General features: G+C 63.8%; 27 protein-coding genes, 1 tRNA gene and 1 pseudogene. 21 read left to right on the top strand and 8 right to left on the bottom strand.

The window, feature by feature from the left end:
* Positions 1 to 136: 136 nt before the first annotated feature.
* The 4 genes from mscL to CH278_RS15690 form a co-directional block, all read right to left on the bottom strand.
* On the bottom strand, positions 137 to 616 hold the full coding sequence (mscL, locus tag CH278_RS15705) for a large conductance mechanosensitive channel protein MscL (RefSeq protein WP_027496048.1): 480 nt from the start codon (positions 614 to 616) through the stop codon (positions 137 to 139).
* Positions 617 to 710: 94 nt separating this feature from the next.
* Positions 711 to 1,373 (bottom strand): RcpC/CpaB family pilus assembly protein, encoded by a 663-nt coding sequence (locus CH278_RS15700; protein WP_032388588.1) that lies wholly within the window; start codon positions 1,371 to 1,373, stop codon positions 711 to 713.
* Positions 1,374 to 1,462: 89 nt separating this feature from the next.
* A complete protein-coding gene (locus CH278_RS15695; RefSeq protein ID WP_027496050.1) occupies positions 1,463 to 1,807 on the bottom strand; it encodes an FmdB family zinc ribbon protein in 345 nt (114 codons plus the stop codon).
* 143 nt (positions 1,808 to 1,950) lie between these two features.
* Positions 1,951 to 2,547 (bottom strand): 5-formyltetrahydrofolate cyclo-ligase, encoded by a 597-nt coding sequence (locus CH278_RS15690; protein WP_057473751.1) that lies wholly within the window; start codon positions 2,545 to 2,547, stop codon positions 1,951 to 1,953.
* 106 nt (positions 2,548 to 2,653) lie between these two features.
* Between CH278_RS15690 and CH278_RS15685 the strand changes: the two genes are divergently transcribed.
* The 5 genes from CH278_RS15685 (at position 2,654) to CH278_RS15665 (ending at position 6,736) form a co-directional block, all read left to right on the top strand.
* The gene (locus tag CH278_RS15685) at positions 2,654 to 3,607 is read left to right on the top strand and encodes a UTP--glucose-1-phosphate uridylyltransferase (RefSeq protein ID WP_027496052.1); all 954 of its coding nucleotides are present in this window, start codon (positions 2,654 to 2,656) and stop codon (positions 3,605 to 3,607) included.
* A 33-nt stretch (positions 3,608 to 3,640) separates the two neighbouring features.
* Complete coding sequence (gene glp / locus CH278_RS15680; RefSeq protein ID WP_027496053.1) at positions 3,641 to 4,900, top strand: molybdotransferase-like divisome protein Glp; 1,260 nt, start codon at positions 3,641 to 3,643, stop codon at positions 4,898 to 4,900.
* A gap of 37 nt (positions 4,901 to 4,937) precedes the next feature.
* Positions 4,938 to 5,585, top strand: coding sequence for a GNAT family N-acetyltransferase (locus tag CH278_RS15675; RefSeq protein WP_032364078.1), 648 nt, complete (start codon positions 4,938 to 4,940; stop codon positions 5,583 to 5,585).
* Between the two features lie 149 nt (positions 5,586 to 5,734).
* Positions 5,735 to 6,607 (top strand): divisome protein SepX/GlpR, encoded by an 873-nt coding sequence (gene sepX, locus CH278_RS15670; protein WP_032371228.1) that lies wholly within the window; start codon positions 5,735 to 5,737, stop codon positions 6,605 to 6,607.
* A gap of 56 nt (positions 6,608 to 6,663) precedes the next feature.
* Positions 6,664 to 6,736: transfer RNA gene (locus CH278_RS15665), tRNA-Ala, on the top strand.
* A 49-nt stretch (positions 6,737 to 6,785) separates the two neighbouring features.
* Here the strand turns inward: CH278_RS15665 and CH278_RS15660 are convergent.
* Complete coding sequence (locus CH278_RS15660; RefSeq protein ID WP_094622338.1) at positions 6,786 to 7,334, bottom strand: hypothetical protein; 549 nt, start codon at positions 7,332 to 7,334, stop codon at positions 6,786 to 6,788.
* 82 nt (positions 7,335 to 7,416) lie between these two features.
* Between CH278_RS15660 and CH278_RS15655 the strand changes: the two genes are divergently transcribed.
* The 11 genes and pseudogenes from CH278_RS15655 to CH278_RS15610 all read left to right on the top strand — a co-directional run bounded on the left by CH278_RS15655 (position 7,417) and on the right by CH278_RS15610 (position 15,523).
* A complete protein-coding gene (locus CH278_RS15655) occupies positions 7,417 to 8,550 on the top strand; it encodes a hypothetical protein (protein ID WP_179274384.1) in 1,134 nt (377 codons plus the stop codon).
* Positions 8,551 to 8,811: 261 nt separating this feature from the next.
* Positions 8,812 to 9,654, top strand: a complete 843-nt coding sequence (locus CH278_RS15650; RefSeq protein WP_094622337.1) for a glycosyltransferase family 2 protein — start codon at positions 8,812 to 8,814, stop codon at positions 9,652 to 9,654.
* Entirely contained in the window at positions 9,651 to 10,271 is a 621-nt protein-coding gene (locus CH278_RS15645; protein ID WP_230074220.1) for an acyltransferase, read from the top strand. The genes CH278_RS15650 and CH278_RS15645 overlap by 4 nt, the downstream gene beginning before the upstream one ends.
* A 167-nt stretch (positions 10,272 to 10,438) precedes the next feature.
* Positions 10,439 to 11,323, top strand: a complete 885-nt coding sequence (locus tag CH278_RS15640; protein ID WP_176458045.1) for a glycosyltransferase family 2 protein — start codon at positions 10,439 to 10,441, stop codon at positions 11,321 to 11,323.
* Between the two features lie 221 nt (positions 11,324 to 11,544).
* Positions 11,545 to 11,955, top strand: a pseudogene (locus CH278_RS28245) (GDSL-type esterase/lipase family protein); the annotation flags it as partial.
* Positions 11,956 to 12,052: 97 nt separating this feature from the next.
* Positions 12,053 to 12,418: a GDSL-type esterase/lipase family protein gene (locus CH278_RS15630; RefSeq protein ID WP_179274383.1), complete on the top strand. Its 366-nt coding sequence runs from the start codon at positions 12,053 to 12,055 to the stop codon at positions 12,416 to 12,418.
* A gap of 163 nt (positions 12,419 to 12,581) precedes the next feature.
* Positions 12,582 to 13,034, top strand: a complete 453-nt coding sequence (locus tag CH278_RS15625; protein WP_027496057.1) for a GyrI-like domain-containing protein — start codon at positions 12,582 to 12,584, stop codon at positions 13,032 to 13,034.
* Entirely contained in the window at positions 13,034 to 13,468 is a 435-nt protein-coding gene (locus tag CH278_RS15620) for an AraC family transcriptional regulator (protein WP_032381840.1), read from the top strand. The genes CH278_RS15625 and CH278_RS15620 overlap by 1 nt, the downstream gene beginning before the upstream one ends.
* 190 nt (positions 13,469 to 13,658) lie before the next feature.
* Complete coding sequence (locus CH278_RS15615; protein WP_179274382.1) at positions 13,659 to 14,333, top strand: ScbR family autoregulator-binding transcription factor; 675 nt, start codon at positions 13,659 to 13,661, stop codon at positions 14,331 to 14,333.
* 57 nt (positions 14,334 to 14,390) lie between these two features.
* Positions 14,391 to 14,546 (top strand): hypothetical protein, encoded by a 156-nt coding sequence (locus CH278_RS27625; protein ID WP_179274381.1) that lies wholly within the window; start codon positions 14,391 to 14,393, stop codon positions 14,544 to 14,546.
* A 74-nt stretch (positions 14,547 to 14,620) separates the two neighbouring features.
* On the top strand, positions 14,621 to 15,523 hold the full coding sequence (locus CH278_RS15610) for an SDR family oxidoreductase (RefSeq protein WP_094622356.1): 903 nt from the start codon (positions 14,621 to 14,623) through the stop codon (positions 15,521 to 15,523).
* On the opposite strand, the gene soxR is transcribed toward CH278_RS15610, so the two are convergent.
* Positions 15,439 to 15,939 carry a redox-sensitive transcriptional activator SoxR gene (soxR, locus tag CH278_RS15605; RefSeq protein ID WP_094622335.1) on the bottom strand — a complete coding sequence of 167 codons (501 nt, stop codon included), beginning with the start codon at positions 15,937 to 15,939 and terminating at the stop codon, positions 15,439 to 15,441. The genes CH278_RS15610 and soxR overlap by 85 nt on opposite strands.
* Positions 15,940 to 16,003: 64 nt before the next feature.
* On the opposite strand from soxR, the gene CH278_RS15600 reads away from it, so the two are divergent.
* Positions 16,004 to 17,242: an arginine deiminase gene (locus CH278_RS15600; RefSeq protein ID WP_027496061.1), complete on the top strand. Its 1,239-nt coding sequence runs from the start codon at positions 16,004 to 16,006 to the stop codon at positions 17,240 to 17,242.
* Positions 17,243 to 17,255: 13 nt separating this feature from the next.
* On the opposite strand, the gene arsC is transcribed toward CH278_RS15600, so the two are convergent.
* A complete protein-coding gene (arsC, locus tag CH278_RS15595) occupies positions 17,256 to 17,603 on the bottom strand; it encodes an arsenate reductase (glutaredoxin) (RefSeq protein ID WP_094622334.1) in 348 nt (115 codons plus the stop codon).
* 63 nt (positions 17,604 to 17,666) lie between these two features.
* Between arsC and CH278_RS15590 the strand changes: the two genes are divergently transcribed.
* The 3 genes from CH278_RS15590 (at position 17,667) to CH278_RS15580 (ending at position 19,203) form a co-directional block, all read left to right on the top strand.
* A complete protein-coding gene (locus tag CH278_RS15590; RefSeq protein WP_032385673.1) occupies positions 17,667 to 18,335 on the top strand; it encodes an SDR family oxidoreductase in 669 nt (222 codons plus the stop codon).
* Positions 18,336 to 18,342: 7 nt separating this feature from the next.
* The gene (locus tag CH278_RS15585; protein WP_027496064.1) at positions 18,343 to 18,711 is read left to right on the top strand and encodes a GntR family transcriptional regulator; all 369 of its coding nucleotides are present in this window, start codon (positions 18,343 to 18,345) and stop codon (positions 18,709 to 18,711) included.
* A gap of 69 nt (positions 18,712 to 18,780) precedes the next feature.
* Positions 18,781 to 19,203 carry a DoxX family protein gene (locus tag CH278_RS15580; RefSeq protein ID WP_094622333.1) on the top strand — a complete coding sequence of 141 codons (423 nt, stop codon included), beginning with the start codon at positions 18,781 to 18,783 and terminating at the stop codon, positions 19,201 to 19,203.
* Between the two features lie 24 nt (positions 19,204 to 19,227).
* Here the strand turns inward: CH278_RS15580 and CH278_RS15575 are convergent, their stop codons facing one another.
* Positions 19,228 to 20,739, bottom strand: a complete 1,512-nt coding sequence (locus CH278_RS15575; protein ID WP_094622355.1) for a dolichyl-phosphate-mannose--protein mannosyltransferase — start codon at positions 20,737 to 20,739, stop codon at positions 19,228 to 19,230.
* 107 nt (positions 20,740 to 20,846) lie between these two features.
* Here CH278_RS15575 and rsmI point away from each other — a divergent pair, with 107 nt between their 5' ends.
* Positions 20,847 to 21,671 (top strand): 16S rRNA (cytidine(1402)-2'-O)-methyltransferase, encoded by an 825-nt coding sequence (rsmI, locus tag CH278_RS15570; RefSeq protein WP_256991789.1) that lies wholly within the window; start codon positions 20,847 to 20,849, stop codon positions 21,669 to 21,671.
* Positions 21,672 to 21,673 lie beyond the last annotated feature (2 nt).

Here is a 21,673-nt window from a genome sequence, read left to right as displayed (position 1 = left end):
TCGCTACGACTCGACGGCCTGAGCCCGGTGCAATACCGAGCCCAGGCCCTCGCAGCCTAGGATTTCCATTAACCGGTCCAACCCACGGGGTCCAGTGCACGTGAATGGCGCATTCATTCGTCGAAGCAGACCGGTGTCAGTCCTTCGAGTGCTTACCGAGGTCGGGGGAGGGCGAATCGATTGCTTCGCCGCTGCCGCCGGTGGTGTCGGCCGCGGTCGAAAGCTTCTGTCCTGCAGCGGTTCCCCCTGCGAGGATGTCGCGGATCTGCACCAGCACGTCGACGTCGCTCAGTTCCTTCTCCGGCTGGCTGACGAAGCGCTTCTTCGCGGTGTTCACCGGCAGAATCAGCACGAAGTACACGACCGCGGCGATGATGATGAAGTTGATGATCGCCGTGATGACCGCGCCGATATTGATGAACGTGGCGTCGTTACTACTGAGGATCTTGATTCCCCACCCGAGTTCGTTGCTGCCACCGACAGCGGCGACCAACGGGTTGATGATGTTCGTGGTGAACGCAGTGACGATTGCCGTGAATGCTGCGCCGACGACGACTGCGACCGCGAGGTCGACCACGTTGCCTCGCAACAGAAAGTCCTTGAATCCCTTCAGCATGAGCCGCTCTCCGATCTCTTGGTATGTTTCGGTCTCGCCAGACGTTAACCCAGATCGATCGACTTCGGACCCCGTGAATCGCCCGGGCACCGACTCAATGCAATGTCACCGTCAAAGCGCTCACCAGCGACGCGGCCGCCACCGTCGTCGCATCCTCGGTCGGTAGGGCGAGCAACACCACCCGATCTCGTTGCCGACCCCCGCCGGCCTCGGCGGAGACGAGCACCACCATCGCCCCCGATGCCAGTATCCGAGCTGCAGGTGGGGCGTCGGGATTCTCCTGAGTTTCGACGGTCAGGACGTCCACCCGGTCGCCTTCTCTGAGTAGGTCGGTCACGCCCGCATCGGCGAGATGCACCGGTACGACGCGTGCCTCGACCCCCACCGCCGCGGTGGCGGTTCGGGAGCCCAGCAGTCGGACATCGGTGAGCAATTCGCCTGCTCGAACCGGGCCGGTCAGTGTCCGCCCGTCCACGTCGACGGAATCGAGCACTGCGCCGTCGGGCACCGTGGCCGAATCCCATTCGGCGACGGCAACATCGGCCGCCGTCAGTATCGTTCCCGGCGTCAGGTCGCGGCCGGCCGTGACGACGCGGACGCGATCGTCGCCTGCGGCGTCGTCGACGAACAGCAGGACTGCGACGGCCACCAGAATGCCCGCGGCGATGCGTCGAACTTTCACCGATCCCACCCACGCGGGACGCTGAGCGAAGCGGTCGAGCAGCGTCGAGTCCAGTCGGTTCTTGCGGGCAGCCATGACCGGAACGGTAGCGGTCCCAACTGGCCTGAAGAGACCGAAAAGGCCGGCCTGTGGATAACAGACCGGCCTGTGGATGGATCCGAAAACTACTGGCTGGCAGCAGCTTTCGTGGTGGAGGACGAGGAGGAGCTGCTCGACGAGGACGAATCCGACGACTTCTTCTCGGCCGGCTTCGAGTCGCTCTTGGTCTCCGACTTCGTGGCCGCGGCGTCGGACTTCTTCTCGCTCGCGCCTTCGCTGGCGGTGCCGGAGTTGCCCCGACTGTCGGTGCGGTAGAAGCCGCTGCCCTTGAAGACGATGCCGACCGAATTGAACAACTTGCGGAGCTTGCCGGAGCAAGCCGGGCACACCGTCAACGTGTCGTCGGTGAAGGACTGGACGATGTCGAAGCGGTTGTCGCACTCGGTGCAGGCGTATGAGTAGGTGGGCATCGTGTTTCCTCCGCGCTGGTCACCGAGGAGGTTCGCGCTCTGCTGGCCGAGGCCGAACACCGCCGGTGTCTTGTCTGTTCGTCGAAACTGGGGAGAGCATTAGCACTCTACAGTCAGGAGTGCCAACGAATCGAATCGTAGCGTTATTCCGTACTCAAGCGTACGAGCCCGCCGCCGGGAGTCAGCGCGTGCGTCACTCGGCGGTCGTGCGGTTCAGCCGGGAGCCGGGAGAACAGCTCCTCGTCGCGCACGATGGCGACCAGCATGGCCTCGGGGCTGCACAGGTCGAGAGTCCGGTCGTAGAACCCGGCTCCGCGGCCCAGCCGGACACCGCGGCGATCGACGGCCAGCGCAGGTAGCAGCACCACCGAGCATTGCCCGACGGCGTCGGGCTCTAGTAGTGGACCTGACGGCTCGAGCAGCCCGTACGGTGCCCGCACCAACGCATCGCGACCCTCGTAACGCGCCCACTTCAGCGGCCCCGGCTCATGGGCACTCGGCAGCAGAACCGTGGCTCCGGCCGCGGCCATCGCGTCGAGCATCTCGATCGACCCCGGCTCCCGGCCGATCGGAACGTACGCCGCCACGACCGAGTGTTCGGCCGCCAATTCGCCGACGGCATGGCAGAGTGCGGAGGACTCCATCGCGCGTTGCGCATCGTCGAGCAGTCGGCGTTCGGCGAGGACATGCTCCCGCCACAGATCCTTCGGCGTGTTCTCCGAAAATTCGGGAACGCTCACAACGGTTCACTCTCCCTCTCGTGCTGTCGTTCAACGATATGCACTCGGGGGTCGAACGGGGCACACGCCGAGCCAATCTCCAGAAACCACGGATAGGGTGAGCACCATGACAGAAGCCGCTTCAGCGACGACCGCCGCCACGCCTGTGCACTTCCGCACGGCCATCGTCCCCGCCGCAGGCATGGGTACCCGGTTCCTGCCGGCCACGAAAACCGTTCCGAAGGAACTACTTCCGGTCGTCGACACTCCCGGTATCGAGCTCGTCGCCGGAGAAGCGGCAGATTCCGGTGCACAACGGTTGGTCATCGTCACCTCTCCCGGCAAGGACGGCGTCGTCGCCCACTTCGTCGAGGACCTCGTTCTGGAAAAGAAGCTCGAAGCGAGCGGAAAGCTCGAAATGCTCGAGAAGGTACGCGTCGCCCCCAAGCTTCTGGACGTGCAATCGGTCATTCAGCACGAACCGCTCGGACTCGGTCACGCCGTCGCATGCGCCGAGGAAGCACTCGACGACGACGAGGATTCGGTCGCGGTGCTGCTGCCCGACGATCTGGTGATGCCGCGGGGCGTGCTGGACGTCATGGCCCGGGTGCGCGCCAAGCGCGGCGGCTCGGTGCTGTGCGCCATCGAGGTTCCCGACGACAAGGTCTCGTCCTACGGCGTCTTCTCCGTCGAAATCGTGCCCGATGCCGTCAATCCGAACGTCCTCAAAGTCACCGGCATGGTCGAAAAGCCCAAGAAGGAAGAGGCACCGTCCAACTTGGCTGCCGCGGGCCGCTATCTGCTCGACCGCGCGATCTTCGACGCGTTGCGACGCATCGAGCCCGGTGCCGGCGGCGAATTGCAGCTGACCGACGCCATCGCACTTCTGATCGAGGAGGGCCATCCCGTTCACGTGGTGGTGCATCGTGGATCGAGACACGACCTCGGAAATCCCGGGGGATACCTACGCGCTGCGGTTGACTTTGCTTTGCAGCGCGACGACTACGGTCCCGCGCTGCGTGAATGGCTGAACGAACGCTTGAGCGACAGCTGGGCACCGGAACTGACGACGTACGAATAGCATCGCGGGTCGATGCCATAGAGGAAGGGCCAGATGCGCTCGGTCGAAGATCAACAGACCAGGGTGACCGCAGCGGCGGTGGCTCCACGGCCTGTTCGGGTCGCCATCTCGGAAGCGCAGGGTCTGCTCTGCGCCGAGGAAGTGGTCACCGAGCGTCCCCTTCCCGGCTTCGACCAGGCCGCGATCGACGGTTATGCCGTACGCAGTGTCGACGTCGCCTCCGCGGGTACCGACCTGCGTAACGAGGAAGACGAGCGCATCGACCTGACGCTGCCCGTCGTCGGCGAGGTCTCCGCGGGTTCGCGTCAGCCCATCCGGCTGCAGCCGCGTCAGGCCGTGCGGGTCGATACCGGCGCGCCGCTGCCCACGTTGGCCGACGCAGTCCTGCCGCTGGATCGCACCGACAACGGCCGCGCCCGTGTCAAGGTGTTCCGTCCGGTTCGCTCGGGTGACTACGTGCGCAAGATCGGCGACGACGTTCAACCCGGCGACGTGGCCGTGCGGGCGGGAACGATCATCGGTGCCGCGCAGGTCGGCCTGTTGGCCGCCGTCGGACGCGACAAGGTGCTGGTGCACCCGCGTCCGCGGTTGTCGGTCATCTCGGTGGGCGGGGAGTTGGTCGATACCGATCGGACCCCCGGGCCCGGCCAGGTGTACGACGTCAACTCCTACGCCCTCGCTGCTGCAGCACGCGATGCCGGAGCCGACGTGAACCGCGTCGGCATCGTGAGCACCGACCCCAAGCGACTGCGTGAAGTGGTCGAAGGCCAGCTGATCCGCTCCGAGATCGTCGTCATCGCAGGCGCGGTCGGCGGAGGCGCGTCCGATGGCGTCCGTGAGGCGCTGGGCGAACTCGGGGACATGGAAGTCGAGCGGGTTGCCATGCACCCCGGCTCGGTGCAGGGATTCGGCCAGCTCGGACGCGACGAGGTGCCCACGTTCCTGTTGCCTGCCAACCCCGTCAGCGCGCTCGTGGTGTTCGAGGTGATGGTCCGTCCACTCATTCGCATCGCACTCGGCCGTCGCCAGCCACTGCGCCGGACCGTCACCGCGCGGACCGTCGCACCCATCACATCGATCGAGGACCGCAAGGGATTCCTGCGAGGACAGCTGATGCGCGACGAGGGCACCGGCGAATATCTCGTCCAGGCTCTCGGCGGTGCACCGGGCTCGTCGTCACACCTGCTCGCGACACTCGCGGAGGCGAACTGCCTGGTCGTGATCGACCCCGACGTCACCGAGATCCGCACCGGCGAAGAAGTGAAGGTCTCGTTCCTCGCTCAGCGCGGCTGACGCACGCGCTCACGCGCGCAGCGCATACGATCGACGGATGCCGCGAACGTGGTCGAGCCACCCGGGTTGGCCGGCGAAATTGGGTCCAGTGCGAGTGGCCGGGGGAACGGTGACGGTTCGTCCCGTCCGTATGCGCGACGCAGCCTCCTGGAGTCGAATCCGCACCCAGGACCGCGCACACCTCGAGCCGTGGGAGCCGAGCGGTGAGGGCAGTTGGAATTCCCGACACCACATCTCCTCGTGGCCCACGCTGTGCTCGGGATTGAAGTCCGAGGCACGCAAGGGGCACATGCTGCCGATGGTGATCGAGGTCGACGGCGAATTCTGCGGGCAGATCACCACCGGAAACATCGTGCGCGGCGCGCTCCGGTCGGCGTGGATCGGGTACTGGGTGTCCAAGGAAGTCAACGGCAAAGGCGTCGCCACCGCGGCGCTGGCGCTCGGACTCGATCATTGTTTCGGACCGGTCGGGTTGCACCGCGTCGAGGCAACGGTGCGTCCGGAGAACCTCGCCAGCCAGGCCGTGCTGCGCAACGTCGGTTTCCGCGAAGAGGGCCTGCTCTACAAGTATCTCGACGTCGACGGCGAGTGGCGCGACCACAAACTCGTCGCGATCACCTCGGGAGAGGTGCAGGGTTCGGTCGTCGATCGATTGGTCCGCGCGGGCAGGGCTGCGTGGGCATAGCGCTCACTCCGCAGTGTTCGGTTGCAGATGTTGTCAAAGTGACAGGAGTGTAATTCGGGTCGGCGCGTCTGCGGGGTTCTCGCACCTGCTCCACATAACCTGAGGGCGTCTCGACTGTCGCTGTCGCCTGAGGAAGGAGAACATCGCCGATGCCGAACTCGATCATCTGGATCGGTCTCGTGGCCGTCTGGCTCTTCGTTCTTCTTCCCATGCTGATGACCAAGCGTCCGCAGATCATGCAGACCACGGACGCAGCACTCGCCACGCGCGTGTTGCATCGGGGTGGCACCAAGCGCAAGCAGCGCGGCCCCGCGACCGGCCACCGCAGTGATCCCGACTGGCGGCCGGAGGACGACCTGCGGGTCTCCGCGCCCGCCAGCGAGATCTTCGGCCCGAAATTCGCGTCGATTCGTTCGGACTCACCCGATCTACCCGGTACCGCGGAGGACCCAATGGACACTCACGCAGAAGAAGAAAACGACCTCGAACGCGACGAACCGGTCCACGACGCACCTCGCGCGAGCTCTCCCGCACACGAGCCGGGAGTCGTCGACGACGACTTCGTGCCTCGCCGACGCGGCCGCGGCGGATTCGATCCCGAGGCCGACGCCATCGCCCGGGCCGCCCGATACGCCTTCCGTCAGCGCGCGGTTCTCGGCCTGGTGTTCGCCGCCATCACGACCGCGGCACTGGCGTTCATCATCTCCCCGACGGTGTGGTGGCTGTGCGGGTTGTCCGTCGCAGTCCTCGTCGGATACCTGTACTACCTGCGCAGGCAGGTGCAGATCGAAGAAGAGATTCGTCGACGACGACTCACACGCATGGGTCGCTCGCGCCTCGGTGTGGAATCGGAGACCGACGAAGAGCTCGAACTCGTGCCGCAGCGTCTGCGTCGACCCGGAGCTGTGGTGCTCGAGATCGACGACGAGGATCCGGAGTTCGAGCATCTCGATCATTACGAGGAGCCGTTCCAGGCACGCCGCGACGATGACGGCGATTTCCGTCGGGCACAGGGCGCGTAACAGCGGTCCCGAGGGGCTTTGCTAGAGTTGCCCAGCCGGTCGAGACGACGGCAAACGGGGCTGTGGCGCAGTTGGTAGCGCGTCTCGTTCGCATCGAGAAGGTCAGGGGTTCGATTCCCCTCAGCTCCACCCGAAACGAAAGCCGCCACTCACCTCGAGTGGCGGCTTTCGTTGTGAATCAAGGCAATACAGAGCTCAGCGCACTCATTGCGATCGTGGTGACGGACAGTCCGCCGGTGCCGAATGCCGCTGCGGCGGTCATGCCGACCAACACTTCGTCCGCCGTCGGCGTCGGCGGTTCGAGCTTCGCGCGCAAGAACGTGAACGGTAGGCCCCAGAACGCGCTCACTCCGCCGTCGTACTCGCGAGTGAGGTCGCCGAACGAGTCGTTGCCGCGGTCCGTGTCGCCGCGGATCAGTGCGCTGGACTCGAGGTCTTTCGCGGCAAGCATTAGTACGCGGTCTCGGTAGGCCAGACGTACTCGATACGAGCGTTTCACGACTCGTGCGGACCCCAGTTGCACCGCAATCGGGTCACCGCCGACCGTCGCGCGAATATCTGTGGACCGTCGGGTGCCTAGGGGAGTCCTGTCCGCGGTCTGCGGTCCGGTGCGAACGAACGTGACGCGGCTGGATGGCGTCGACAGGTAGTAGCCGGCCACGGAGTCGTCCTGATAGACGAGTTCGACGTCGTCGTACAGGGCAGTCTCGATCCTGACCGTGTGCACACATCCGACCCTACCGACCAGCCGGTTCCGTAAGTTGTCGGTGCGGCGTTACGTCGCCGGCGCTTGTGTCACACTTCATACGGTGACCAGCCAGATGACCGTGCATGTCGAGGACACCGAGGCTCATCGAATTGCGGCCCGGATAGTGACGCCTCTCGGCAAAGAGGCTGTGGTGACCACCGCGTCGAATTACGAGTTGGACCATTCGGCGACTCCGTGGCTTCCTCCGATGCTGGTAGCGGGAATGCGAAAGAAGTGGAGTATCGCTTTCGACGGCCCGGTGGATTCGACGGCACTTCGAGGCGCTCCCGAGGCGCAGAAAGTGTTTCTCGACTGGTATCCCAGACGGTTTCATGGGATATCGGTATCGGCTGAACCTTCCGATGCACTGTCCGACGGCCGAGGGGTGGGTTGCTTCTTCAGTGGAGGCGTGGACAGCTTCTATTCGGCAATCACCCAATCCGATCGCATCACCCATTTGATATTCGTTCACGGTTTCGACATCTCCGCCGGGAACGAGGATTTGGCCTCTCGGGCACTGGCCAGTGCCCGAGACGCGGCCGCGGAGCTCGGCAAGCCGCTGATCGAGGTCAAGACCACGTTGAGGTCGGCGTTCGGAGACCGATTGCCGCTCGATTGGGGATACGACCTTCACGGAGCCGCCCTGGCTCACGTGGGGCTGGCGTTGTCGCAGCATGTGAGCACCGTCATGATTCCGTCGTCCAACAGTCGCTGGGATCTGCTGCCGTGGGGTTCCCATCCCGATCTGGACCCGCTGTGGTCGAGTAGCAGTGTCACGTTCGATCACCACGAGTTGGAGGTGAATCGGCTCGGCAAGCTCCGGCGGATAGGCCTGGACGAGACGGCGATGAAGCATCTACGGGTGTGCTGGGAGAATCGCGACGGTCGATTCAACTGCGGAGTGTGCTTCAAGTGCATCAGGACGAAGATCGGGTTGGCCGCTGCAGGTGCGGAGAGTGCTGCCCTTCCAGGACCCATCGATCTCCATGCGGTCAGGTCCTTGACGTTGACGAACCGTCAGTGCCACCACCTGCGAAACGGGCTTGCTGCCATGGAAGAGGCAGGCGTGACCGACGATGGTGTGGTTGCGGCAGTAGACACGGCGATCCGCCGACGGCGCTGGCGACAGGCTGCGTCGTATTTACGACGAGCACGATCGATATCCATCGGCCTCATACGTCGTCGCGTGAGCTGAGGCATTTCCGGCAATATGGCGGATTCGAACAACATTCGATTATTAACGGGAATCGAATTCTTTCGAACGTCTTATGAGCACCATTGACTTGAAGCGGTCTTTTGGATTGCTTAGCGCCTGTAACCGCGTCACGTTGCAGTTTTCGGTGCTCTGAGCTGGGGCTGCTTCTTCGGCTGACTTTAGTGTTCGCGTGGCTGATGTCGTATCTTTATACGCGTGCCTGCGCGTTCGGTAGGTGTCGAATTCAATCAGGGGATCGAAATGAACACTCTCAGTGTGGTAATTCCGGTGCTCGACGAGGTCGACCACATCGGCGAATGCTTGAATCTGCTGCTCGATCAGGGAAACTGCATAGACCGTATCGTCGTGGTGGACAACGGCTCGACCGACGGGACGCTCGATCTGGTCGAGACCCTGTGCGAGGTCAATGACAAGGTGCAGTTGGTGCACGAGCGGAATCGGGGCGTCGTGCATGCCCGGAACACAGGCTTCGATCTCGTGCAGTCGTCCATCATCGGCCGCATAGACGCCGATACGCGCGTCCGGCCCGGGTGGGCCCGCTCCATCATCGAATTCTTCGGAGAGCACTCCACGGTTGCGGCAGCGGGCGGGCGAACCTACTTGTACGAGTCGCCGTGGGCCCGGCCTCTGGCGTGGCAACATGCACGAGCGGAGCAGCGTGACCCGTCGGTGCGCAGCGCCTTGGCGGTATCGGGCAACAATTTCGCGATCCGCGCATCTGCCTGGCACGAGGTTCGGGATGTCGTCAGCGACAAGACCTGCGTGCACGAGGACATCGATCTGTGCTTGTCGTTGGTCGGCAAGAAGTTGCCGCTTGCTCTGAACGGCCGTATGAAGGCTGCGGTATCCGGCCGGCGATCGGCTACGTCTCCGGTGAAGTACGTGAACTACGCGATCGCGGGCTACCGTTCCTACAAGGAGCATGGGCTCGCATCGGCCAAGCTGGCCCGGATCGTTGCGATGGATTGGCTCCTGCACACGCTGCGCTGGCCCATCTCGAGAATGTTCTCGGCGGTGCCCTCGCGCGCACTGCCCGTCGACGACCGTGCGCTCTCCGACGAACGGATGCGAGAGGCCGCGTGAACCTGCGCTCCCTGATCCCGACCTGGGCGAGCGACTCATCGAACGTCAAGTGGGCCCTCTTTCAAATGCGTCAGGCAACCCTCGTGTCGGTGGCGAACCTGCCGTTCGTTCCGGCGGTACTGCGGGCGACCTTGCTGCGGCCGGCGGGGGTCCGGACGGACGGGCCGTGCTTGATATACGGCGGCGCGATGATCCAGGGTCGCGGGTCGGTACGGATGGGCACCGGGGTCTTCGTGAATTTCGGGTGCCACTTCGACACTGTTGCCGACATCGTGATCGGTGACGATGTGTTCCTGGCGGACCACGTTCGGATCATCACCAGTACCCATGACGTCGGACCGTCGTGGCGACGGGCAGGCCTGCTGAGGGGCGAGTCGGTCACCATCGGGCGAGGCACGTGGATCGGGTCCGGTGTGGTGATCATGCCCGGGGTCCGCATCGGTGAGGGATGCATCATCGGGGCGAACTCGTTGGTGACCAAGGATTGTGAACCGGACGCGGTGTACGTCGGCAGCCCAGCCGCTCGTCGCCGGGATTTGAACGATCTACCCGACGCACGAGTCGTAGCGGGCGCGACGCCTAATTTGGAGAGCAATACTTTGACGAACGATCGATAAAGGACTCGTCGATATCGACGAACGACTTTTATCGGTCCGAAATTCGGCGACTTATTTCGTCGAATTGATGATGTAGCATCATCAGCGTCAGAGGCTCGGCACTCTTTGCATTCGCTTCGGAAATTGTCGAGCTACGCATTGCCAAAAAGGTGTCAGGGGTTGGCGTTGTGAACACTCTTTCTGTTGTTGTGCCCGCATTCGACGAACAGGCGCATTTGGGTGGATGCCTGGACGCTTTATTGGCGCAACGTGAACACATTCACGAAATAATCGTGGTGGACAACAATTCCACCGACGATACCGCCGGCGTGGTAGCGAGCTACAGCCGCCGGTTTCCGGAGATAGTTCTGGTCCGGGAGTCGAAGCGAGGCGTCGTTCATGCGCGCAACGCCGGTTTCGATCGGGCCGAAGGATCCATCATCGGACGTATCGATGCGGACACTCGGGTAGCTCCGGATTGGGCCGAGTCGATTCTGGATTTCTTCGACCGCAGACTGGACTACGCGGCGGTGACCGGGCCGATCTACCTGTACGACTCCCCGTGGGCTGCACCGTACGGCGCGTACGTGGACTACTCCACCAAGCGCAAACCCGACGAGTTACGGGTCTCGGCGGCCTCGGGCAACAACTTCGCCATTCGCCGCTCCGCTTGGGAAGCCGCCCGCGACCGCGTGAGTCTGCGTACCGACCTGCACGAGGATATCGATCTCTCACTGTGCCTGTACCGCGTCGGTCTACAGATCGCTCTGATCAAAACGATGTGCGTCGAGGTGTCCGGTCGGCGGCTGCTGACTCCGCCCCTCGAATATCGTCATTATGTGCTGAGTTCCTACCGAACATGGGCCCACCACGATTTGGCGAACAAGGCGCTACGTCGACTGTTGATCGCGGACATGATTCTGCATACCGTGCATTGGCCGTTGACTCGAATTTTGTCCGGATGCGAGTCGCGAATTCTGCCGGTGTCGCATTCGAACGAGGGCGTGACATCGCAACAATATTCGTCACCTGTTCGCGATGGCGAATATGCCACCACGGCGTCGGCCGAGTAAATTCACGGCTGATTCGAGCGGTACGCGACGATTGTCCGATCGGTAGCGCCGATAGACTCGCTGTATCTGCTGCCGCCCCCGGAACCGGCCCCACGGTTCGATACAGGCCCGCGTGATCGCCGACGCGGTGTTACTGTCTCGTAGTTCTTCGACCCGCGGGCATCCGAGAGTCGAGTCGGGGTGGGCCGGTCGGGCGGCCGCATAGCAGGCGGGGGCGTGCCGTGCGCTTCGATGTTCGGACGTTCGTCGTCGGTCTTGCCTTGTCTCTGCTGACGGGACAGCTCGTCGGGACTGCGTCGGCGGACGTCGTCGTCGACAACCCCGTCCACTACGTCGCTCTGGGCGACTCCAGGGCTGCCGGGCCCGCGTGGTTGTCCTATGCCGGCGGAGACGGTTGTGGACGATCCGACGCGGCGTATCCGGCCATGATCGCGAGCGCACTGCACCCTGCGTCCTTCGCCAGCGTCGCGTGCAGTGGGGCGACGAGCGCACACGTCGTGTCCACGCCGCAGAGCACGTACACGCCACTGCCTCGTCGTGTCCCGGTTCAGATCGATGCACTGCGGCCTCATACGACGCTGGTGACCCTTTCGATAGGCGGCAACGACCTGAATTGGGCGCAGTTGATCGGGCCGTGCCTGCAACCTGTGCCGCAGGAAGATCCTCGGTGCCGAAACAACCCCGTGGTCCTCCAGGAGATCGATCAGAGGCTGGGGGGAGCTGGGGCCGGTGTTGGACGGCGTACTCGACGCGATTACGCAGCGTTCACCACACGCCGTCGTCGTGCTGGTCGGCCACGGTGGTTACTTCGACCATCAGGGCTGTTTCCCGGACTCGAATCTGCACGGTGCCGACGCGGCGTTCGTGCAGGATTTCTTCGTCCGGTTCGATTCCGTGCTTCGAGACGGTGCCGTCAGACATGGGGCGACGTTCGTCGATGTGGCGGGGCCGGCCGTCGGCCACGACGCATGCGCACCGATTGCAGAGCGCTGGTTCACGGGCTCGATGACGTTCGGTCCGACACCGTTCTTGCATCCGACCCCGCTTGGCAGCGCTGCGATGGCGGGATTGGTGCTCGACGCAATCGGTCGGTGACGTCGCTTCGTCGGTCACAATGCGCGGGGACAAGACCCAGTGACACATCCTGTTGAACAAACGATCATCTGCGTACCGGTCGGCCCGGTAGATTGACGGGTTATATCGTGAACCGACGATCCGAGCGCTGGATCTGCCCCTGCAACTTCCATACGGAGTGTGAATGTCGTTCGAGATCGTCGACCTCCCCGAAACGTGGGTCGCCGGTCTCCCCGTTCGCAGTCCCAAACGAGCACTCGGGCGGTTGAACGATCCTGCCCTCAACCAGGCGTGGTCCGCAGTGCTCAATCAGGAGACTGCCGGACCGCTTGCGTCGATCTACACGGACTTCGCCCCTGGAATCGGATCGTACAATACACAGATAGTCGGTTACCAGTGCTCGTCGCTCGGGCAGGTGACGCGTGGGCATTTGATCGCAAAAGTGCCGTCTGCAAAATATGCCCGATTCTCCGCGGTGGGTTACTTTCCCGACGTTCTCACTCGATTGTGGAATCAGATCGATCACGCCGAGGAGAACGGGGAGATAGTGCGATCGTTCACCGGTGATTACGAGTGCTACCCGCACGCCTACAAAGTCGACCTGTATTTGGCCATCACGCAGCCCGGCGGTTCGTGATGAGCTTTCGGATCACCGCGCGCAGTGCCGAATTGTTCGGTGGGTTGGTGGCACCGCGGGTGGAGCCCGGTGCCGAGGCCAGTTGCAGCGAATGGATGGGATTCCTCCGAGATCGTGTGCGCGAGAAGAATATCGACGCCACGGAGGTGACCACCGTGTATGTCCCCGATGCGCACGGCACCGTCAATGCACTCGTCGGTGTCCCGCTGGACTCTCCGAGTGACGTCGCTGTGGGAGATGTGTTCGTATCCATACCGACTGGTGTGTTTGCGGTGTTCGTGCCCAGTGGTGGTCTCGCGGATCCGATCGAAGACGTCTGGGCGCAAGTCGACGAGTGCGTTCGATCCGGGACGCTATTCCGTGCTTACGCCGAGGAAGTAGAAGTCGTTACGAATGCTGGAGAAGTGGAACTTTTCGTTTCGATCGTTTTGTAAACGAGGTCTTCTTCATGTATTTGTCACTTTCGAATCACAAAATCGCCGACGAACCGGTTACTATTGGCGAGCGCTGACAAGCCCGTATAGGGAACGTGAATTCGAGTTCGTGGGTTCAGCACCCGGGAGCCAGCGCGGACCACAAGGTGTCGATGTCATCGCAGGATCGACTGAGCAGGGGTGTAGCAACATGGTGAGACAACTCAGGGCCGAAGCCACTCGCGCGGCGGCGCTGCGCGCTGCAGCAGATCTCTTCCTCGACGTCGGGCATGCCAATGCCACGCTGAGTCAGGTGTCGGCGCAGTCCGGCGTGACCAAGGGCGCGCTGTACTTCCATTTCGCGTCCAAGGAAGAACTCGCTCGCGCCATCGTCGACGAAGGTCACGAGCGCGTGTCCACGGCCTGCGCGGGGCTGGTGGACAGCCGCAGCCCAGCCCTCGAGTCCGTCATCGGAATCTCGTACTCGGTTCTCGAACTGGCAGCGTCGGATCCGCTCGTTCGTGTGATGTACCGGTTGCAGATGGAGATCGACGGGTCCGACACCGCTCGCGGAAGCGTGTTCGGCACCTGGGGCAACATCTTCGAGCATCTTTTCGAGCGGGCCATCGAGCACGGCGACGTCGCCGACCACCTGGACGCAGGCAACGCGGCACTGCTGGTGTGCGAAATGCTGGCCGGGGTTCTGATGGTGTCCGAGGCGCAGTCGCGTCTGGGGGATGCGCCGTCGCGTATGGAGAAGGTGTGGAACACCGTGCTGCCGTCGTTGGTGCCTGCCGACAAGCTGGCCTACTTCCGCGAATTCGCAGCTCGCAGCCTCTCGAGTTTCGTGCGCGAGAACATCGATTCGAGCTCGGTCACCGTCTGACGTTCTCGTCGCCCGGGGTGCTTGCTGCGCGCCGATGCGAGGCGCACACTGTGTGACATGGAACACAGAATGTCGGACAACGAGCTCCGGAAAGCGATCGGCACTCTGCAGCACCGCGCGGACGATGCGCGAAAACGAGGTGCCGACGACGAGGCGACGCGTATCGAAAGCACCGTCGCCGATTACCGAGACGAGATGTCGCAAAGATTGTGACGGCCCTGTCGGTCGTCACCGCGTAGGGTCGAAATCGACCTGACACGTGGCAACCGGTGGGGGAACAAGCTTCGATGGCTACATACGATCTGCGCGGCAAGAAGACGTTGATCACGGGAGCGGGCAGCGGAATCGGCCGGGCGACGGCCATTGCGGCTGCAGCTGTGGGAGCTGAACTGTTCCTGACCGACATCAATGCCTCCGGGCTTGCCGAGACCGTGGACCTGGTCGGTCGAGCGGGCGGCACGGTCAGTCACTCCTTGCCCTTCGACGTCTCCGATTTCGACGCGGTCACCGCCTTCGCGGACGATATTCACGCCGAGTTCGGCAGCCTCGACGTCGTGATGAACGTCGCGGGCATCTCGGCGTGGGGCACCGTCGAGAATCTGGAGCATCGGCATTGGAAGTCCATGGTCGATGTCAATCTCATGGGTCCCATCCATGTCATCGAGAAATTTCTCCCGCCGATGATCGAGGCGGGCCGCGGTGGGCATCTGGTCAACGTCTCGTCCGCGGCGGGATTGATTCCTCTGCCCTGGCACGCTGCGTACAGCGCCAGCAAGTACGGCCTTCGTGGCGTGTCCGAAGTTCTTCGATACGACCTCAAACGTCACGGAATCGGCGTCAGCCTCGTCGTGCCCGGTGGGGTCAAGACCGGCCTGGTGCAGACGCTGCAGATCGCCGGTATCGATCGAGACGATCCTCGGGTGCAGAAGCTGCAGCACCGGTTCGAGAAGCGTGCTGTCGAACCGTCGGTCGTGGCCGATGCGATTCTCGTCGGTATCGCCAAACGCAAGTACCTCGTGTACTCCTCCAACGACATTCGCTTCGGTTACTGGATCTCGCGAAAGTTCGCGCCACCGTACGAGTTCGTTCTGCAACGAGCGAACGATCAGTTCTCCAAGCTGCTCGAGCCGCGTCGCGCCGACGGGGCGTCGAAGTCGACGTCCAGTGTGCGGGCACCGGGGCCGGAGTAGGAGAGCCGGTCGTGCGGGTTGGCCAGAGCGCAGCCGGCCAACGACAGACAACCACAGCCGATGCACCCGGTCAGGTCGTCCCGTAAGCGAACCAGTTGCTCGATGCGCGAGTCCAGTTCGCGATGCCACCGCGTCGACAGCCTGGCCCAGTCCTCGCGGGTGGGCGTTCGCTCGTCGGGAAGTTCGCTCAACGCCTGACGGATGGTCGCGAGAGGGATTCCCACCTTCTGCGAGATACGGATGAACGCCACTCTGCGCAAAGTCTCGCGGTGAAACCTGCGCTGGTTGCCCGATGTTCGTCGACTGGTGATCAAGCCCTGCTTCTCGTAGAAGTGCAACGCGGACACGGCGACGCCGCTGCGCTCCGACAGCTGGCCGGGGGTCAGTTCACGGACGTTCCACTCGGGCATCGGCACGACCTCGACCTTACTTCAGGTCCGGATGCCAGCGCTGAACGACGAATGGGTTTACCGTTCGTTCATGAGCGTCGACTCCGCTGCGGGCCCGTTGGGAGCCAATTCCGAGGTAGGTGTGCTCCGCACTGTGATGCTGCACCGCCCGGGCGACGAGCTGCGGCGCCTGACTCCGAGAAACAACGACCAGCTGCTGTTCGACGGATTGCCGTGGGTGGACCGGGCGCAGGACGAGCACGATGCGTTCGCGGAGTTGCTCCGCAGCCGCGGCGTGACGGTGCTGCTGCTCGGCGAACTCCTTACCGAAGCGATGACGGTCAGCGGTGCCGCTCGGATGCAGGGCATCTCGGCTGCCGTCGACGCCCGCCGGCTCGGACGGGCGCTCGCCGAGGATCTCGCCCAGTACCTGCGCGGTATCCCGGCAGCCGAACTGGCCCAGATCCTGATGGCGGGCATGACGTTCGACGAATTGCTCGAAGCCGAGTCCGGTGAGGCCGAGCCCAGTGGTGCCTCGCTGGTTCGCCGCATGCATCACGGGGGCGACTTCGTCATCGATCCGCTGCCCAATCTGCTGTTCACCCGTGACTCGTCGTTCTGGATCGACAACCGAGTGGCGATCACCTCCCTCGCCTTGCCTGCGCGAGTACGGGAAACGTCGCTGACCGATTTGATCTACGCATTCCATCCCATGTTCAAAGGCGTGCGACGTGCGTACGAATCCCGTACCGCTCCGGTCGAAGGCGGTGACGTGTTGCTGCTCGCTCCTGGAGTGGTCGCGGTGGGTGTGGGGGAGCGCACCACCCCTGCGGGCGCAGAAGCGTTGGCACGCAGTCTCTTCGAGGACGATCTGGCGCACAGCGTGTTGGTGGTGCCGATCGCGCAGGAGCGTGCGTCCATGCATCTGGACACCGTCTGCACCATGGTCGACACCGACGCGGTCGTGATGTATCCGGCTATTCAGGACACGTTGTCCGCGTTCACGATTCACCGCGAGGATGCCGGCGTCAGTATTCGCGGCGCCGACCCGTTCCTCGAAGCCGCTGCCGATGCGATGGGAATCGGCAAACTCCGGTTGATCGACACCGGACTCGATCATGTGACCGCCGAACGCGAGCAATGGGACGACGGCAACAACACCCTCGCGATCTCCCCGGGGGTGGTCGTTGCCTACGAGCGCAACGTCGAGACCAATGCGCGGCTCGAGGCGTCGGGCATCGAGGTGTTGCGAATCTCCGGGTCCGAGTTGGGCTCGGGCCGGGGTGGCCCTCGGTGTATGTCGTGCCCGGTGTCGCGCGAAAGGCTCTGACGAACAGGCGTTTCTACAGGACGGCGAGGACCTTCTCGGAGGGGCGAGCCAACACGGTTCCCTTGTCGGTGACCACGATCGGGCGTTCGATCAGAATGGGGTGCGCCGCCATCGCCGCGATCAAGGTCTCGTCGTCGGCCTCCGCCAGTTCGAGTTCTTTGTAGATGCTCTCCCGGGTTCGAACAGCCTGACGTGGTTCGAGTCCCGCGTCGGCGAGCAGCGTGCGGAGTTCGTCTTCGGTCGGCGGCGTCTCGAGGTACTTGACGACCTGGGGGACGATGCCCGCATCCTCGATCATCTTCAGAACGGTGCGGGAGGTGTTGCAGCGTGGGTTGTGATAGATGGTTGCGGCCCGGGTCATGTTTGCAATCCTGTCACGCGGGTAGCCAACGCGACAGATCACGCCAGGAACGGGAGTAGTCGCATGACCGACAAGCGCATTGTCATTGCAGGTGGGCACGGCCAGATCGCCCAACATCTCACGCAGGTTCTCACGGCGCACGGTGACCGCGCTGTGTCGCTCATTCGCAACAGCGATCACGTCGATGCCGTCACGGCCCTCGGTGCGCTGCCGCAGGTCATCGATCTGGAGTCTGCGTCCGTCGACGAGTTGGCCGACGTTCTCTCCGGTGCCGACGCAGTGGTGTTCGCGGCCGGTGCAGGTCCCAACAGCGGTCCCGAGCGCAAGGACACCGTCGACCGGGCCGGTGCGGTGTTGTTGGCCGATGCCGCCGAGAAGGCCGGCGTTCGCCGCTACGTTCTGATCAGTTCCTTCGGGGCCGGTGAACCGGTCGCGGACGACCTCGACGAGGGATGGAAAGCATACATCCGGGCAAAAACTGCTGCGGAAGAAGATGTTTCGTCCCGCACGGGCTTGGACTGGACCGTTCTCCGTCCCGGCAAGCTGACCGACGAGGATGCGACGGATTCGGTTTCGCTCACCGAGCCTCCACTCGACCCCGGCGAGGTGACCCGTGCCGACGTTGCAGCGGTCGTCGCCCGCCTGATCGACACCGGCAGTGCCATCGGCAAAACGCTGATGCTCACGTCCGGATCGACGTCCATCGCCGACGCTGTCGACGCTGTTCGATGAGGCGATCGTGCGCGTAAGCATCGATCCGTCGAACACGACCCCGGTGTTCGAGCAATTGCGGATGCAGATTCTGGGATTGGTGCGGTCCGGGGATCTCATCGCCGGAACAAAGATCCCCACGGTTCGCGGTCTTGCCGAAGAGCTGAAGATCGCGCCGAACACGGTGGCGAAGACCTACCGGGAGCTCGAACAGCAGGGAATCATCGAGACGCGGGGTAGATCCGGATCGTTCGTGGCGTCCGGCGGTGATCCGTCACGGGACATCGCAGCCAGGGCCGCAACGGAATTCGTCCGGGCCGTCAGATCTATCGGTCTCGACGACGACCAGGCGCGAACGTTTCTCGAAGCTGCTCTGAAAGGGGCAGGCGGCCGGTAAGTTGACGCTTCAACCTCCTTCTGTCAGGGTGGTGCTGCCCATTCAGCCGCGCCAGAAGGATGCCTATCAATGAACTCAACACTCGTCCGTGACGCCGTCGCCCTCGTAGCCCGTATCGGCCTGGGAGTCGTCTTCATCGCCCACGGGTGGCAGAAGCTCAACACCTTCGGCCTCGACGGCACTGCTGCCAGCTTCGATGCGATGAACATTCCGGTACCCACGGCGTCTGCCTACTTCGCAACGTTCGTCGAGCTCATCGGCGGCGGCGCATTAGTTCTCGGCATCTTCACCCCGATCGCCGGTCTGCTGCTGTTCGCCGACATGTTGGGAGCTGCATTCCTCGTCCACTTCGAGAACGGGGTGTTCGCCACCGAAAACGGCTACGAGCTCGTCGTCGCTCTCGGCGTCGGCGCACTGATGCTCGCGGCGTTCGGTGCCGGTCGCATCAGCATCGACGGAATCACCAAGGGCAAGACCGCAATTCTGCAGTAGTCGGTAGCGAGCCGGGTGGGGCGCTCAGCGCCAACTCGGTAACCACAATTGTTCCTGCCACATCTGCGGGGTGATCGGCATCGCGGTGAGGATCGGCCACAGCCACACGAAGTTGGCGATCACCACCGCGATGTACAGGCACACCAGAAGCAGTCCGGTACCGCGTCTCTCGGCCGAGGCGCTCGCTTTTCCGATGATGTCGCCCAGTACCAGCGCGAAGCCCATCACCATGAACGGCGCGAGCGCCACCGCATAGAAGTAGTACATCTGCCGGTCGAGGGTCGCGAACCAGGGCAACAGCGCGGCACCGTAACCGACGAGAACCGTGGCGTAGCGCCAATCTCGTCGTACGAGAACGGACCACAGCGTCCAGGCGAGCATCGGCAAGGCCAACCACCACATCGCGGGCGTGCCGATCAGCATGATCGCCTTCACGCACGACGACGCCGAGCACCCCGACACGTTCTCGCCGTCGGCGAAGTAGTACAGCATGGGGCGTAGGCCCATCGGCCACGTCCACGGCTTGGATTCCCACGGGTGCCGATTGCCTGCCGAATTGGTCAGTCCCTCATGGAAATCGAGCACACTGCCGCTGTAGTACCAGAGCGACCGCAGGGCACCGGGGACGAAGGAGAACGGTCCGCCGAATCCGATTCCGTTGCCCACCTCGTGTCGGTCGACACCGGTCTCGGAGGTGAACCACGCCCAGTACGTCATCAGGTACACGACGATCGGAACGATCACCAGCGCGTACAGCGCGGGTTCGATGTCGCGCACCGCAGTTCCCCGCCACGGTCGGCGAACCCCGTACGAGCGACGAGCAGCCAGGTCGAACGCCACGCTCAGCAAGCCGAAGAACGCGATGAAATACAGACCCGACCACTTGGTGCCACATGCGAGACCCAGCATGACGCCGGCCCCGAAACGCCACCACCGCACACCCATTCGCGGGCCGAGATCGCTGACGTCCATGCGGCCCTCGGCTCGCACCGTCCACAGTCGCTTTCGCACGTCGTCGCGGTCGACGACCAGGCAACCCAGAGCAGCGGTGACGAACAACGCCAGAAAGATGTCCAGCATGCCGATGCGGCTGCTGACGAACGTCACACCGTCGACGATGAGCAGAATGCCTGCGATCGCACCGATGAGCGTCGAGTGGGTGAGGCGTCGGACGATGCGAATCACCAGCAGTACCAACAGCGTTCCGGCGACCGCGGACGAAAAACGCCATCCCCAACCGTTGTAGCCGAACAACGCCTCGCCGACGGCGATCAGCTGTTTGCCGACCGGCGGGTGCACCACCAGTCCGTAGGCCGGATTGTCCTCGAGCCCGCCGCCGGTGAGCACCTGATAACCCTGCGGTGCGTAGTGCTTCTCGTCGAACACCGGCGTTCCGGCGTCGGTGGGGTACCGCAACATCGTGAAGCGCGTGATCGCACAGATGGCGGTGACGACGAGGGTGACGATCCAGCCGCGTCGTACGTCGGTGTCGTGGAACCAGTCGCGCGCGGCAACGGTGGGCCCGGGACTGACCATCGACCGGTCGCCGGAGCGCTCAGAGGTCAGCAAGGTCACGTACCGATCGTAGGCGGTGTTCCGGAGTGGGCGGCAGGCCGCTGCACCGCATGGGAGACACTGGAGACATGCTCATCCTTGCTGCCACCCCGATGGGCGACGTCGGAGATGCCTCGCAGCGCCTGCGTGATGCCCTCGGCAGTGCCGATGTCGTGGCCGCCGAAGACACCCGACGCACCAAACAACTGGCGTCCGCCCTCGGCGTGACGATCGGGGGCAGGGTCGTCAGTTTCTACGACCAGGTCGAAACAGCGCGGCTACCCGCACTGGTCGAGGCCGTCGCCGAGGGAAAGACCGTACTGCTGGTGACCGACGCGGGCATGCCGTCGGTGAGCGATCCGGGCTACCGGTTGGTCGCGGCCTGCGTCGACGCCGACCTGCCGGTGACCTGCCTGCCCGGACCGTCGGCCGTCACGACCGCGCTGGCGCTGTCGGGGCTGCCGGTGGAGCGCTTCTGCTTCGACGGATTCGCCCCGCGCAAGCAGGGACAGCGGCGCACGTATTTCCAGTCGGTGCTCGCCGAACCGCGTGCCATCGTCTTCTTCGAGGCCCCGCATCGGCTCGTCGCGTGTCTCGAGGACGCGGTGCACGTTCTCGGCCCCGACCGCCGCGCTGCGGTGTGCCGAGAGCTCACCAAGACCTACGAGGAGGTCCGCCGCGGCGGCCTGGGGGAGCTGCTCGACTGGGCACGTGACGGAGTGCGCGGTGAGATCACCGTCGTACTCGAAGGAGCGGTCGCCGTCGCCGAGGAACCCGAGGATCTCGTGGCCGAGGTGGAATCGCTCGTGGCATCGGGCATGCGGTTGAAGGACGCCTGCGCTCAGGTGGCCGTCGCAGGCGTGTCCAAGCGCGAGGTGTACGAGGCCGTTCTCGCCGCCCGCAAGGATCAGTGACG

The sequence above is a fragment of the Rhodococcus sp. 05-2254-5 genome, assembly GCF_002258575.1.
Lineage (GTDB): Bacteria > Actinomycetota > Actinomycetes > Mycobacteriales > Mycobacteriaceae > Rhodococcoides > Rhodococcoides fascians.
This window is presented reverse-complemented; position numbering and strand designations above follow the sequence as displayed.

Coding starts and splice junctions, on each gene's coding strand:
- CH278_RS15685 (WP_027496052.1), top strand. CDS start 2,654: ATGACAGAAGCCGCTTCAGCGACGACCGCCGCCACGCCTGTGCACTTC.
- CH278_RS15610 (WP_094622356.1), top strand. CDS start 14,621: ATGGCTACATACGATCTGCGCGGCAAGAAGACGTTGATCACGGGAGCG.
- CH278_RS15615 (WP_179274382.1), top strand. CDS start 13,659: ATGGTGAGACAACTCAGGGCCGAAGCCACTCGCGCGGCGGCGCTGCGC.
- CH278_RS27625 (WP_179274381.1), top strand. CDS start 14,391: ATGGAACACAGAATGTCGGACAACGAGCTCCGGAAAGCGATCGGCACT.
- rsmI (WP_256991789.1), top strand. CDS start 20,847: ATGCTCATCCTTGCTGCCACCCCGATGGGCGACGTCGGAGATGCCTCG.
- CH278_RS15675 (WP_032364078.1), top strand. CDS start 4,938: ATGCCGCGAACGTGGTCGAGCCACCCGGGTTGGCCGGCGAAATTGGGT.
- mscL (WP_027496048.1), bottom strand. CDS start 616: ATGCTGAAGGGATTCAAGGACTTTCTGTTGCGAGGCAACGTGGTCGAC.
- CH278_RS15600 (WP_027496061.1), top strand. CDS start 16,004: ATGAGCGTCGACTCCGCTGCGGGCCCGTTGGGAGCCAATTCCGAGGTA.
- CH278_RS15695 (WP_027496050.1), bottom strand. CDS start 1,807: ATGCCCACCTACTCATACGCCTGCACCGAGTGCGACAACCGCTTCGAC.
- CH278_RS15650 (WP_094622337.1), top strand. CDS start 8,812: ATGAACACTCTCAGTGTGGTAATTCCGGTGCTCGACGAGGTCGACCAC.
- arsC (WP_094622334.1), bottom strand. CDS start 17,603: ATGACCCGGGCCGCAACCATCTATCACAACCCACGCTGCAACACCTCC.
- CH278_RS15700 (WP_032388588.1), bottom strand. CDS start 1,373: ATGGCTGCCCGCAAGAACCGACTGGACTCGACGCTGCTCGACCGCTTC.
- sepX (WP_032371228.1), top strand. CDS start 5,735: ATGCCGAACTCGATCATCTGGATCGGTCTCGTGGCCGTCTGGCTCTTC.
- CH278_RS15625 (WP_027496057.1), top strand. CDS start 12,582: ATGTCGTTCGAGATCGTCGACCTCCCCGAAACGTGGGTCGCCGGTCTC.
- CH278_RS15575 (WP_094622355.1), bottom strand. CDS start 20,739: ATGGTCAGTCCCGGGCCCACCGTTGCCGCGCGCGACTGGTTCCACGAC.
- CH278_RS15590 (WP_032385673.1), top strand. CDS start 17,667: ATGACCGACAAGCGCATTGTCATTGCAGGTGGGCACGGCCAGATCGCC.
- glp (WP_027496053.1), top strand. CDS start 3,641: ATGCGCTCGGTCGAAGATCAACAGACCAGGGTGACCGCAGCGGCGGTG.
- CH278_RS15620 (WP_032381840.1), top strand. CDS start 13,034: ATGAGCTTTCGGATCACCGCGCGCAGTGCCGAATTGTTCGGTGGGTTG.
- CH278_RS15580 (WP_094622333.1), top strand. CDS start 18,781: ATGAACTCAACACTCGTCCGTGACGCCGTCGCCCTCGTAGCCCGTATC.